Origin of the sequence: Flavobacterium faecale, assembly GCF_048320115.1 — a bacterium.
In the GTDB taxonomy this organism is placed as follows: domain Bacteria; phylum Bacteroidota; class Bacteroidia; order Flavobacteriales; family Flavobacteriaceae; genus Flavobacterium; species Flavobacterium faecale_A.
The window spans coordinates 2,364,224-2,376,387 of record NZ_CP182943.1 but is presented as its reverse complement, the minus strand read 5'-3'; the positions used below and the strand labels follow the sequence as shown (position 1 = coordinate 2,376,387).

The following is a 12,164-nucleotide window of genomic DNA, read 5'->3' as shown; positions in this document are numbered from 1 at the left end:
TTACCTATTTAAAAACTAATATTTATTTATAGAACACATTGATGTTACATTACAATCATTTCAAAACCGTTTCAATATTGTCATCCTAATGAACATCTGCAACTGCAAAGCTTGTATGTATTGGCACTCTCGCATATGTTAGGTACCACTTTTCAGCAAAATGGTTTCGTAATAAAAACTTAATTTAACCAATTCAGCAGCCTCAAAATATTTATACTGATCCTACTTTGAAAGAAAAAAAAACCTGACAATCAAACGGCTGTCAGGTTTATGCTTCACTATTTACACTACTTCACAACAACTTTCATGAACAATTGGAAAACTACACGAATTAGCTATAAAACACAATTCATTGGCCTTGGTGTGCAATTCATTAGCTAAAGCTATTTTTTCTTTTTGTCTAATGACAACTTTAGGAAACAATCGAACTTCTACAAAACGACCTGAACCGTTTTCATTCACTTCAAGTGTAGCCTCAGCTTCATCAATATAAGATAGCACTTCAATCCCATTTTGACCACATACATACAAGTATGACATCATGTGGCAGGAAACCACACTGCTGAGTAATAAATCTTCGGGATTGTATAAACTTGGATCTCCCTTGAATACTTTGGCTGCTGAAACTTGTAGAATTTCTTTTCCATGAATTGAAATCGTGTGATTTTTCACAAACCTTGTTGATTCTTTTGGAGTTGAAAACCAGTTTAACTGAGCTTTAAAAAGGTGTTTAAATGCCATTTATCATCTTATTATTTTCTAACCAATAAATCATCGACTGAAACCATGAATCTTTTGTTGTTTTATTATTTAGACCAAAACCATGTCCGCCAGATTGATAAATATGCATTTCACTTTTAATTCCCTCTTGGTTCAAATTCGTATAAAAATTAACGCTGTTTTGGTAAGGTACCGCTTTATCATCTGCGGCATGAACTAAAAAAGTAATGGGAGTTCCTTTGCTTATTTGCAATTCATTAGAATATAATTTAACCAATTCTTCGTTAGGATTCGTCCCTATTAAATTTTCTCTAGAACCTTTGTGTTGAAATTCCCCAAAAGAGATAACCGGATAAACCAGCACCATGAAATCTGGTCTTAGGCTAGTATTATTGGGATTATCAATAACCATTTTAACAAAATGAGTTCCTGCTGTAGAAGCCAAATGACCTCCTGCTGAAAACCCCATAATTCCAATTTTATTTGAGTTAATATGATGTTCCAAAGCATTTTCTCTAATTAACTTTATGGCTTGTTGCGCATCTTGCAAAGGACCAATTGTTTTGTCAATCATGATTTCATCCGAAGGCAATCGGTATTTTAGAATAAAGGCCGTGATGCCATTTTCATTCAATTTCTTAGCAATCGAAAAACCTTCATTAGTCATGGAAAGCAATCGATACCCCCCTCCAGGGCAAATTAATACAGCTGCTCCAGTTGCTTTTTCTTTTTTAGGATAAAAAACTAATAATTCAGGTTGACTTATTTTTTTAATTCGAATACTTCCATCTTCTGAAGTTTCAGCTGTTTCTTTATAACCCGCAGAAGCCTTGCTATTAGGGACAATTCCCTGATACAATTTAATCACTTTGTCTTGTGCAGATACACTCCCGATGCTCAATAAAAATATCGAACTAAAAATTGCCTTTTTGAAAAAATTCATAAATATTCAAATTTTACGTTTATTTTACCGTTTTTATCTTTTACAGATTTATTGGATTCCGTCCCAAATTATTCTCAAAATGAAAATAAAAGTTACAGCAAACAATTATTTTTCAAGAGTTCCTGCATCTTCATTTTATGACAATTAAACCATTTTAACTAATTGGTTAGATGTTATGGAAATGGGTTCTAATATTTCGTTGCAAAAAGAAACAAAAGACCAACAGAAACAGCAACTTTACATTTGTTAATTCTAAAGTAAACAAAGGTTTATTTTTTGTTAAAACCTAAAAAACATGTCAGGAGAATACTAATGTTCGTCTGTTAAATTAATATCTTTATACAAAAACAAATGACGCGGGTTCTCTTATTATTACTTTTAATGTGCTTCAATTTATCCAGTTGGGCACAAAAAAGCATTCCAAATGTATTAAAAAAATACAACAAGGAGTCTGTGCCTTATATTAAAATCAATGCTATAAAGAATTCCAACTCTATTTTACTGGACGCAAGAGAGCCCGAAGAATTTAAAGTGAGTCACATTCCCAATGCTATTCCCGTAGGATTTAAAAACTTCAAACCCGAAAATATTCGCAAGCTGATCAAAAACCTTAATACACCTATCATCGTATATTGTTCCATTGGTGTTCGGTCAGAACAAATTGGCGAAAAATTACAAAAAATGGGATACACTCAAGTATACAATCTTTATGGCGGTATTTTTGAATACAAAAATAAAGGCGGTAAAGTAGTCAACTTAAAAAAACAAGAAACCGATAGTATTCATGCTTTCAACAAACAATGGAGTGTTTATCTAAACAAAGGAATCAAAATATATGAATAATGCCCTAATAATCTTTACTCGAAATCCTGAACTAGGAAAGGTAAAAACCCGATTAGCAAAATCAATTGGAAACGAGAAAGCACTACAAGTATACAAAGACTTGTTGCAACACACTATGGAACAAACTATAAGTTTAGATTGTGATAAATATGTGTTTTATGACACTGAAATCATTGAGAATGATATATGGGACAACAAACACTTTCATAAAAGATTGCAAACTGATGGTGATTTAGGAATGAAAATGCAAGCTGCATTTGAGTCACTCTTTGACCAAGGCTACCAAAAATGCGTTATTATTGGCAGCGATTTATTTGATTTAGAGACAGAGATTATTAACCAAGCTTTCAATTCATTAGAAAAAAAGAAAATCATAATTGGCCCATCTGAAGATGGAGGTTATTATTTACTAGGTTTAAAAAAAATAAAAAAATCCTTATTCAAAAATAAAAAATGGGGTACCGCCTCTATCATGGCTGATACTTTAAGTGATTTGAATATTGCTAACATCTATTTTTTAAAAACGTTAAATGATATTGACACCTTTGAAGATTTAAAAAAAAGCAAATATATTTTAAAATAAATGGAAAAGTATTTTCACATCCTTCTTGAATCCTATCAAGGTTATTATAATTACTTGATCAATGAAATCCAATTTCCTAATTGGGATAATTATTTCTATGGTTTAATAGCGATATCTTTAGTAGTATGGATTTTAGAATTGCTTTTTCCTTGGCGCAAAAAACAAGCCATATTGCGCAAAGATTTTTGGTTGGATTTATTCTATTTGTTTTTTAATTTTTTTCTCCTCAACCTTATTTTATTGATTGCCTTATCTAATCTAACAGCGCAATTGATTAACGACTTTTTGGGCCTATGGGGACTGGAATTAGCCTCTATCCAACTCTTTTCTCTCTCTGATTTACCAAGTCCTTGGTCGTTAGTAATTTTCTTTCTCATTAGCGATTTTATTCAGTGGAATGTACACCGATTGCTACATACCGTTCCATTTTTATGGAAAATCCATCAAACCCATCATAGTGTGAAAGAAATGGGATTTGCAGCCCATTTTAGATACAACTGGATGGAACCCATCGTATACAAATCATTCTTGTATCTTCCTATCATCATCATTGGAGGCGTTAATCTTCAAGATGTATTTATAGTACATTTCATTAGCATTGCTATTGGACATTTGAACCATGCCAATATTGGTTGGGATTATGGTTTCCTAAAGTACATCATCAACAATCCTAAAATGCACATTTGGCACCACAGCAAAAAAATCCCCAATAAATACGGAGTGAATTTCGGAATTTCATTGAGTCTTTGGGATTATTTGTTTGACACTAATTACATTCCAACTGATGGTAAAAACATCGAATTAGGCTTTGAAAACGACGATCAATTTCCAGAAGATTTTATAAAACAAGAGCTTTATCCACTAAAAAAATGAGTTTATAGTGTCAGGAAAAGACACTAATACCGACTATATATACAAACAACAAATAAAACAAACATGAAAAAGTTACTCTTACTTTTAGTATTAACCCCTTTTATATCCATGTGTAACAATGTTACAAATTCAAATAGTACCGCTAAAAAAATATTCTTAAGCTCTAACGAAGCTATCAAAGCCGTTGATCATGCTAAATGGGATGTGCTACTAAAAAAACATGTTTCAAATTCGGGAAAAGTAAATTACAAAGGCTTTATCAAAGACCAAAAGGAATTAGACGCCTATTTGGCAATTTTGTCGCAAAGCACTCCTTCAAAATCATGGTCTAGAAATGCAACTTTAGCCTATTGGATTAATGTGTACAATGCTTTTACGGTAAAATTAATTATTGACAATTACCCTGTCAAAAGTATCAAAGAAATAAGCAATCCATGGGGTAAGAAATTCTTTAGTCTGGGTGGCGAAAAATACAGTCTGGAAGAAGTTGAACATAAAATTCTTCGAAAAATGAACGAGCCTAGAATTCATTTCGCTATCAACTGTGCCTCCTATTCTTGTCCCAATCTTTTAAATGAAGCTTATACGGAAGCCAAATTGAGCCAACAACTGGCCGAAGTTGCCAAAGATTTCATCAATGACAAGTCCAAAAACAGCATTAGCCCCAACCAAATAGAAATCTCTGAAATCTTTAATTGGTTTGCAGCTGATTTCAAAACCAAAGGTTCCTTAATTGATTTTTTAAATCAATATAGCAACATCAAAATTAGTTCGAAAGCAAAAACTTCATTTAAAGACTATAACTGGAATTTGAATGAATAAAATTTCCATCATCATTCCGATTTACAATGAGGTTGAAAACATTCAACAGCTTTTGTCGTATCTTGAAAAGATAATTTCAAAAGACACTCTATACGAAATTATTGTAGTAGATGGTGGCAGCACTGATGGTTCGCTTGAAAAAGTAAAAACTTCAGAAACTATTAAATTAATACAATCATATAAAGGCCGAGCCAAGCAAATGAACAGAGGGGCAAAAGTAGCTTCGGGAAACATTTTGTATTTTTTGCATTGCGATAGTTTTCCTCCTGCAAACTTTGATAAAGCCATCGTAAAAGAAATAGAAAAAGGCAATTTAGCAGGTTGTTTCCGCATGAAATTTAACTGGAATCACCCCGTTTTATCTGTTTCACAATGGTTTACACGCTTCAACCACATCATCTGCCGTGGTGGTGACCAATCGTTGTTTGTGTGCCAAAAATTATTTGTTTCTATCAACGGCTTTAATGAAAATTACATTATTTATGAAGACAATGAAATTATAGAACGACTCTATGCCAAAAAGCAATTTGTTGTCATCCCGCAATATGTGATTACCTCAGCTCGTAAATACCAACAAAATGGCGTTTGGCGCTTGCAATACCATTTTGGCATCATCCATATCAAACGTAAAATGGGACATTCATCCACAAGTTTACTGGATTATTACAAAAAAAATATTATCTAAATTAAATACACAAAAATGAATTTACTCAAACAAACTACAATTGCGATTATCGCCCTTACCTTCTTTATGACCGGCTGTAAATCTCCGCAAAAAGAAGAAACTTTTGTAGCAAAAGCTGAGAAAGCACATCAAAAAGAGGCCTTCAACAGTCAAGAAGCCATCCAATTTGATTTTAAACTCTTTTTTGGAGGAAAAGAACGCATGGACGCTACTCTAACTTTGCTAACCAATTCGAGTAAAGGTTTGATTGAATTTAGAAATGGTGCTAAAATTATTTACGACCATGACAAAGTATTCTATTCCCCAGACGTTCCTTCAGAAAAATCGGTTCGTTTTGATGCTTATACTTGGTCTTACTTTTTCTTATTCCCTTACAAAATGAGTGATGGCGGGACCATTTGGTCTCCATACAACAATCCCGCAACCAACAAAGAGCAATATGAAACTCAAAAACTAACCTTTGCATCAGGAACTGGTGATGCTCCCGAAGATTGGTATGTGGTTTATACCAACCAAGAAACCCACTTGGTAGAACAATTGGCTTACATAGTAACTGCAAATGCATCAAAAACCGAAGCCGAGAAAGAACCTCACGGTATTCAATATAAAAACTTCCAAACGGTAAATGGTATTCCGTTTGCCACAGAATGGCAGTTTTGTGGTTGGAGTGAAGAGAAAGAATTTGGAGAAAACATTGGAAATGCGAGTCTTACAAATATCAAATTTATTACTGTAGAAGCGGATACTTTTACTCCTGGTAAAGATTTTAAGACGATTTAAGCAGAAGGGCAATTTAAATAATACCTACAAGATTAAAAAAGACCTTGCAGAAAGAACACACCAAGTCTAAAAACTGAAACTAAGAAAATGGAACATATTGTCATCATTGGGAACGGCATCGCTGGAGTGACGCTAGCCCGTCACATTCGGAAAAAATCGGAGGTGAAAATTTCTATTATTTCTTCAGAAACGGAATATTTCTTCTCCCGAACAGCTTTGATGTATGTGTTTATGGGACATATGAAGTTTGAACATACCCAGCCGTATGAAAATGATTTTTGGAAAAAAAACAATATCAACCTCATCCATAAAACGGTTACTCAAGTTTTTCCAAAAGAAAAATCAATTGTCTTAGACGGCAATACGGTTTTACAATTTGACAAATTAGTAATTGCCACAGGTTCAAAACCTAACAAATTTGGCTGGCCAGGACAAGATTTAAAAGGTGTAACTGGTTTGTACCACAAACAAGATTTAGAAAACCTAGAACAATGGGCTCCTACAACTCAAAGAGCCGTAATTGTAGGTGGTGGATTAATCGGAATTGAATTAGCCGAAATGTTGCGAGCTCGAAATATCGCAGTCACTTTTTTGGTTCGTGAAAAAAGTTTTTGGAGTGGCGTTTTACCTTTGAACGAAAGCCAAATGATTAATCGTCATATCCTAGAACATCATATTGATTTGCGCTTAGACACCAACCTAAAAGAAATCATTTCAGACGAAAATGGTTGTGCTAAAGCCATAATTACAGACAAAAATGAAACTATCGAATGTCAAATCGTAGGTTTAACCGCTGGTGTTTCTCCCAATATCGATTTCTTGAATGAGTCCGGAATTGAACTAGGTCGTGGTGTGAAAGTGAATCGGTTTTTAGAAACGAATCACAAAGATATATACGCCATCGGTGATTGTGCTGAACAACATGAAGCCATTGGTGACCGAAGACCAGTTGAAGCCGTATGGTACACAGGCAGAATGATGGGCGAAACTTTGGCACAAACCTTAACAGGAAACCCTATGGAATACAAACCGGGACATTGGTTCAATTCGGCTAAATTTTTAGACATCGAATACCAAACCTATGGTTGGGTTTGGGCAACTCCAAAAGAAAATGAATCTCAATTTTACTGGGAACATAAAGGAGGCAAAAAAGCCATCCGGATTGCTTTTGACAAAAACGACCGAACATTTTTAGGGATTAACACTTTTGGAATTCGAATGCGCCATGAATTTTTTGACAGCATGCTTAGTACCAAAAAATCCGTGGAAGAAGTAGTACATCAGTTGGAAAAAGCCCAATTTGACCCTGAATTATTTCGTTCCCATACCAAAGAAATTCAGCTAGCCTTCGCCCAATTTTGTGAACCAACTAAAACCAAATCATTATGAGTAAAGCACCCAAAAACATATCGCTAGCCGCCCACGATAACAATCCATTGAATGGCAAACAAAAAGCAGGAATTATCATGGGATTAATTGGTCTATTCATCTTGACTTTGGCACTTTTTAATGTGACTTTCCCAAATAAAGAAATTTGGCTAACTACTTCCATTATTGCAATCTTTTCAGGCATCATTTTATATGCAAACAGCACCTATTTGAACCAACCCGAAGGCATCAAAAACAATCATGTCTGGACCTCTAGTCTCACCCACAAAGGAACTATTGGCTGGATGATCGGGCTTGTATTGACCGCTTTTTATGTGGTTTTGTATTGGTTTCCAAAATACTTAGGACTGAATGAAGATGGTGGGACAAACAGTGGAATTGTAGGCTTTTTTGACCCATTGAGTTTATTCTTAAACGGAAAACCAGCGAGTCAATGGTTTGTGTATGGAACGCTTTATACTATAGCGATTATAGGTTTAGGCTATAAATTCATCTTAAAATACCGCCATAATAAATACCAATTGGTACGCACCATTTCGGTCATGTTCTTTCAGTTGGGATTTGCATTTTTGATTCCAGAAATACTGGAAAAACTAAATCCTGACAAAGCCTATTTTACCAAAGATTTGAAAAATATGTGGCCGTTGAATTATTACTTTTTTGACGAATGGCATTTGAAAAACATGATTGAAGGTGGGAATTTAGGAATGTTCATGTTGGTTTTTGGGGTAGCTCTAATCTTTATCATCTCCCCTATTCTGACGTATTTTTACGGTAAACGCTGGTATTGTTCTTGGGTATGTGGTTGTGGAGGATTGGCGGAAACTGCTGGTGATTCCTTTCGTCATTTGAGCGATAACTCGGTAAAAGCTTGGAAAATTGAACGTTGGATGATCCATTTGGTTTTGGTTTTTGCTTTCGTGAGTACGATTGCGGTCATCTTTACTTTTTTGTCCAATAATCCCGAAATGAGTTTTATCAGCAGAGGGCAATTCGTTTGGGGAATCACCATTTTTCTAGCTGTATTTACTTCCATCTTGTATTATTTCAAAAGAAAAGATTTGGATTCTGATGCTGTTTATACGATGTTATCTTTGGTAGCAATTATGATAATTTCAATCTTAATGAATTATTTTTCAGGCAATCAAAACATCTTTTTTATCGATAGTTATAAATTGAGAGAATGGTACGGATTTGCTATTGGAGCTGCTTTTAGTGGCGTGATTGGGGTGGGTTTTTATCCTATAATGGGAAGCCGTGTTTGGTGCCGATTTGGTTGTCCTATGGCTGCCATTTTAGGTTTGCAACAACGTTTATTTTCAAAGTTCAGAATTACCACAAACGGAGGACAATGCATCTCTTGCGGAAATTGTTCCGTCTATTGCGAAATGGGTATCGACGTACGCGCTTATGCTCAAAAAGGTGAAAACATTGTGCGTTCTTCCTGTGTAGGTTGTGGCATTTGTGCCGCTGTTTGTCCTCGTGGGGTTTTGAAACTAGAAAATGATAGTCCGGCTGGTCGTATCAACGCTAACGAAATCTTATTAGGAAATGATGTAGATTTAATGGATTTAGTGAATCAAAACTAAACCACAATAGACTCAAAGTCCATAGATTTGGCTTACAGACTTAAAGTCTACAGGATCAGAGAGCGCATTTTTAATAGCTAAAAGTACTCAAGTACATAATTTTAACTATTTCAGGGACCAATAAATAAACATTACGTTTTGAAACACAGATTAAAAGGATCAAACTGGTAAATTAAAATTTTCAAACAATTAAAAAAACCAGTATCAGTTCAAATATGGATATAAAATGACAAACGCAATAATTCCTATATTATTCCTCTGTTTTTTCGGGATTTCAGAACAAAAACAATATTCGAAAGATTATTATTCTAATGGAAAGCTAAAATCGCAAGGATGGCTGAACCAAAATGAAAAAGTCGATTATTGGTTTTATTATTATGAAAACGGACTCAAAAAAGAGGAAGGCCATTATCTAGGTAATAAAAAAACCAAATGGTGGATTTTTTACAATTCGAATGAGGAAATTATTCGGAAAAGTGAATACAAAGACAACAAACAAAACGGACTTTCTATACTCTACAAAAGTGGAAAAATTTGTAAGGCAGAAAAATATAAAATGGGTATCAAAATAAAAGAATGGCACAACTTAATGGATTACCAAAAAGACAACAAAGAATGAGTACAATTGTGGTAATTATACCCGCTTTTAATGAAGAAAATGCCATCGGTCATGTTATTCGTGAGATACCATCTATCGTTAGCGAAGTGATTGTGGTCAATAACAATTCAAATGACAATACTATTGCAGTAGCCCAAAAATCTGGTGCCACCGTTTTATCTGAAGCCAAAAAAGGCTATGGTTACGCTTGCTTGAAAGGATTAGAATACCTAGCGCAAAAGGAACCCAAACCCGATATTGTGGTTTTCTTAGATGGCGATTATTCCGATTATCCAGAAGAACTAACCCAACTAGTCACACCAATTATTGAAAATGATGTGGATTTTGTTATTGGAGCTCGAGTGGCTGAATTGCGCGAAAAACATTCAATGACACCCCAACAGGTTTTTGGGAATTGGCTCGCTACCTTTTTAATGAAATTGTTTTTCAAAGCTAATTTTACTGATTTAGGTCCGTTTCGTGCTATCAAATATAAAAAATTGCTAGCTTTGAAAATGGAGGACAAAACCTATGGATGGACTGTGGAAATGCAATTAAAAGTCCTCCGACAAAAAATGACTTATGTGGAAATCCCTGTTCGCTATAAAAATCGAATAGGTGTTTCAAAAGTCTCCGGAACTGTTAAAGGAACCCTGATGGCAGGCATCAAAATCATAAGTTGGATTTTTAAATACACCTTCAAATAATTCTATGTTATTCATTTCATACCTTGTTTTAATCATTTATTGTCTGGCCATTGTTTTGATTTTCTTTTACGGATTATCGCAATTCAACTTACTATTTAATTATATAAGAAGTAAAAAAACGACAGCTAACGACCTAAAATTCCATTTTGACAACGGAGACAGCTACCCAAAAGTCACCATTCAGCTGCCTTTGTACAACGAAAAATATGTTGTAGAACGGTTGTTGCGTACTGTTGCTGCTATGGAATACCCAAAAGACAAATTGGAAATCCAAGTCCTAGATGACAGCACCGATGAAAGTATTGCTATGACCCGTGAGTTAATCAATGAATTGGCTAAAACGGGTTTAAATATCAAACATATCTGTCGCTCCAATAGAACGGGTTTTAAAGCAGGTGCTTTAAAGGAAGGTTTAGCAGTTGCACAAGGTGAGTTCATTGCCATATTTGATGCTGATTTTGTACCTCAAAAAAACTGGTTATCACAAACCATTCCTTATTTTAAAGATCCTAACATTGGTGTGGTTCAAACGCGTTGGGGACATTTGAACCGCAATTACTCTATTTTGACAAAGATTCAAGCATTTGCGCTTGACGCTCATTTTACCTTAGAACAGGTAGGCCGTAACTCACAATCTCATTTTATCAATTTTAATGGTACTGCTGGCGTTTGGCGTAGAAGTTGTATTCTGGATGCTGGCAACTGGCAAAGTGATACCTTGACCGAAGATTTGGATTTAAGTTACCGTGCACAGCTAAAAAACTGGAAATTCAAATACCTTGAAAATGTGGAAACACCTGCTGAATTGCCTGCCATTATTAGTGCTGCGCGTTCCCAACAATTTCGATGGAATAAAGGGGGTGCTGAAAATTTTAGTAAAAATGCCAAAAGAGTCTTGCAATCAAATTCTATTTCGTTTAAGACCAAAACCCACGGAATTCTGCATCTCTTAAACAGTTCCATGTTCATGGCTATTTTTGTCATGTCTATTTTGAGTATTCCTGTTCTGTATATCAAGCAGACTTTTCCGCAGTTTCATTTATTGTTTAATTTTCTGCTGTTTTTTATCCTTACCTCTGTGTTGTTTTTCATCAGTTATTGGGTGACTTACAAAAATATTCATGGCGGAGGATTTTGGAATTTCTTAAAATACATTCAGTTATTTATCACCTTTTACACCATCGCTATGGGATTTTCTTTCCATAATACGGTAGCGGTTTTAGAAGGACTTTGTGGTAAAAAAAGTGAATTCATCCGTACTCCAAAATTAAATATTGAAGGGCTAAAGGAAAGATGGAAACAAAACAGTTATTTGAACAAAAAAATCTCTAAAAACGTCTTTTTTGAAGGCTTCTTGATGCTGTATTTTTTCTTTGGAATTTATAGTGCCATTCAGCTAGGAGATTACAGTTTGTTGTTTTTACACCTGATGCTAGCTGTAGGTTATGGATATGTATTTTTTCAATCAATTGTAGCTCCCAAATGACGATTCCTTCTTTACATACAATTCAATCTGTGATTTATCTTTTGATAAGTATGTTTCTGTATATGTATTTGGGTTACTACCTAGAACGTTCTGAATTTATTCCATTGCTATTAAGCTTTGCGCTATTATTTTTTTGTACTTATCGA

The 12,164-nt window shown here is 34.6% G+C and carries 13 protein-coding genes; 11 read left to right on the top strand and 2 right to left on the bottom strand.

Annotated elements, in window-relative coordinates; all coding sequences use genetic code 11:
* Positions 1–282: 282 nt before the first annotated feature.
* Together ACNH59_RS10070 and ACNH59_RS10065 are read right to left on the bottom strand one after the other, a co-directional pair.
* Complete coding sequence (locus ACNH59_RS10070) at positions 283–741, bottom strand: OsmC family protein (protein ID WP_418262416.1); 459 nt, start codon at positions 739–741, stop codon at positions 283–285.
* Positions 731–1,663, bottom strand: a complete 933-nt coding sequence (locus ACNH59_RS10065; protein ID WP_418262415.1) for an alpha/beta hydrolase — start codon at positions 1,661–1,663, stop codon at positions 731–733. The genes ACNH59_RS10070 and ACNH59_RS10065 overlap by 11 nt, the downstream gene beginning before the upstream one ends.
* A 381-nt stretch (positions 1,664–2,044) precedes the next feature.
* Here ACNH59_RS10065 and ACNH59_RS10060 point away from each other — a divergent pair, with 381 nt between their 5' ends.
* From ACNH59_RS10060 to ACNH59_RS10010, 11 genes are all read left to right on the top strand, one after another.
* Entirely contained in the window at positions 2,045–2,506 is a 462-nt protein-coding gene (locus ACNH59_RS10060; protein WP_418262414.1) for a rhodanese-like domain-containing protein, read from the top strand.
* A complete protein-coding gene (locus ACNH59_RS10055) occupies positions 2,499–3,089 on the top strand; it encodes a TIGR04282 family arsenosugar biosynthesis glycosyltransferase (protein ID WP_418262413.1) in 591 nt (196 codons plus the stop codon). Before ACNH59_RS10060 ends, ACNH59_RS10055 begins: the two co-directional genes overlap by 8 nt.
* Positions 3,090–3,962, top strand: a complete 873-nt coding sequence (locus tag ACNH59_RS10050; protein ID WP_418262412.1) for a sterol desaturase family protein — start codon at positions 3,090–3,092, stop codon at positions 3,960–3,962. It abuts the gene before it with no gap.
* Positions 3,963–4,025: 63 nt separating this feature from the next.
* Positions 4,026–4,784: a DUF547 domain-containing protein gene (locus tag ACNH59_RS10045; protein ID WP_418262411.1), complete on the top strand. Its 759-nt coding sequence runs from the start codon at positions 4,026–4,028 to the stop codon at positions 4,782–4,784.
* Positions 4,777–5,469: a TIGR04283 family arsenosugar biosynthesis glycosyltransferase gene (locus tag ACNH59_RS10040; protein ID WP_418262410.1), complete on the top strand. Its 693-nt coding sequence runs from the start codon at positions 4,777–4,779 to the stop codon at positions 5,467–5,469. The genes ACNH59_RS10045 and ACNH59_RS10040 overlap by 8 nt, the downstream gene beginning before the upstream one ends.
* A gap of 15 nt (positions 5,470–5,484) precedes the next feature.
* Complete coding sequence (locus ACNH59_RS10035) at positions 5,485–6,249, top strand: hypothetical protein (RefSeq protein ID WP_418262409.1); 765 nt, start codon at positions 5,485–5,487, stop codon at positions 6,247–6,249.
* 87 nt (positions 6,250–6,336) lie between these two features.
* Positions 6,337–7,638 carry an NAD(P)/FAD-dependent oxidoreductase gene (locus ACNH59_RS10030; protein WP_418262408.1) on the top strand — a complete coding sequence of 434 codons (1,302 nt, stop codon included), beginning with the start codon at positions 6,337–6,339 and terminating at the stop codon, positions 7,636–7,638.
* The gene (locus tag ACNH59_RS10025; protein ID WP_418262407.1) at positions 7,635–9,227 is read left to right on the top strand and encodes a 4Fe-4S binding protein; all 1,593 of its coding nucleotides are present in this window, start codon (positions 7,635–7,637) and stop codon (positions 9,225–9,227) included. Before ACNH59_RS10030 ends, ACNH59_RS10025 begins: the two co-directional genes overlap by 4 nt.
* Positions 9,228–9,453: 226 nt before the next feature.
* Positions 9,454–9,846, top strand: a complete 393-nt coding sequence (locus ACNH59_RS10020) for a toxin-antitoxin system YwqK family antitoxin (protein ID WP_418262406.1) — start codon at positions 9,454–9,456, stop codon at positions 9,844–9,846.
* Positions 9,843–10,532 carry a glycosyltransferase family 2 protein gene (locus tag ACNH59_RS10015; RefSeq protein WP_418264888.1) on the top strand — a complete coding sequence of 230 codons (690 nt, stop codon included), beginning with the start codon at positions 9,843–9,845 and terminating at the stop codon, positions 10,530–10,532. Before ACNH59_RS10020 ends, ACNH59_RS10015 begins: the two co-directional genes overlap by 4 nt.
* Before the next feature lie 4 nt (positions 10,533–10,536).
* Entirely contained in the window at positions 10,537–12,018 is a 1,482-nt protein-coding gene (locus ACNH59_RS10010) for a cellulose synthase family protein (RefSeq protein ID WP_418262405.1), read from the top strand.
* The last annotated feature ends 146 nt before the right edge of the window (positions 12,019–12,164 follow it).

What these genes read in the sequence shown, in the direction of transcription:
- ACNH59_RS10070 (WP_418262416.1), bottom strand. Translation starts at nt 741, where the DNA reads ATGGCATTTAAACACCTTTTTAAAGCTCAGTTAAACTGGTTTTCAACT.
- ACNH59_RS10065 (WP_418262415.1), bottom strand. Translation starts at nt 1,663, where the DNA reads ATGAATTTTTTCAAAAAGGCAATTTTTAGTTCGATATTTTTATTGAGC.
- ACNH59_RS10060 (WP_418262414.1), top strand. Translation starts at nt 2,045, where the DNA reads ATGTGCTTCAATTTATCCAGTTGGGCACAAAAAAGCATTCCAAATGTA.
- ACNH59_RS10055 (WP_418262413.1), top strand. Translation starts at nt 2,499, where the DNA reads ATGAATAATGCCCTAATAATCTTTACTCGAAATCCTGAACTAGGAAAG.
- ACNH59_RS10050 (WP_418262412.1), top strand. Translation starts at nt 3,090, where the DNA reads ATGGAAAAGTATTTTCACATCCTTCTTGAATCCTATCAAGGTTATTAT.
- ACNH59_RS10045 (WP_418262411.1), top strand. Translation starts at nt 4,026, where the DNA reads ATGAAAAAGTTACTCTTACTTTTAGTATTAACCCCTTTTATATCCATG.
- ACNH59_RS10040 (WP_418262410.1), top strand. Translation starts at nt 4,777, where the DNA reads ATGAATAAAATTTCCATCATCATTCCGATTTACAATGAGGTTGAAAAC.
- ACNH59_RS10035 (WP_418262409.1), top strand. Translation starts at nt 5,485, where the DNA reads ATGAATTTACTCAAACAAACTACAATTGCGATTATCGCCCTTACCTTC.
- ACNH59_RS10030 (WP_418262408.1), top strand. Translation starts at nt 6,337, where the DNA reads ATGGAACATATTGTCATCATTGGGAACGGCATCGCTGGAGTGACGCTA.
- ACNH59_RS10025 (WP_418262407.1), top strand. Translation starts at nt 7,635, where the DNA reads ATGAGTAAAGCACCCAAAAACATATCGCTAGCCGCCCACGATAACAAT.
- ACNH59_RS10020 (WP_418262406.1), top strand. Translation starts at nt 9,454, where the DNA reads ATGACAAACGCAATAATTCCTATATTATTCCTCTGTTTTTTCGGGATT.
- ACNH59_RS10015 (WP_418264888.1), top strand. Translation starts at nt 9,843, where the DNA reads ATGAGTACAATTGTGGTAATTATACCCGCTTTTAATGAAGAAAATGCC.
- ACNH59_RS10010 (WP_418262405.1), top strand. Translation starts at nt 10,537, where the DNA reads ATGTTATTCATTTCATACCTTGTTTTAATCATTTATTGTCTGGCCATT.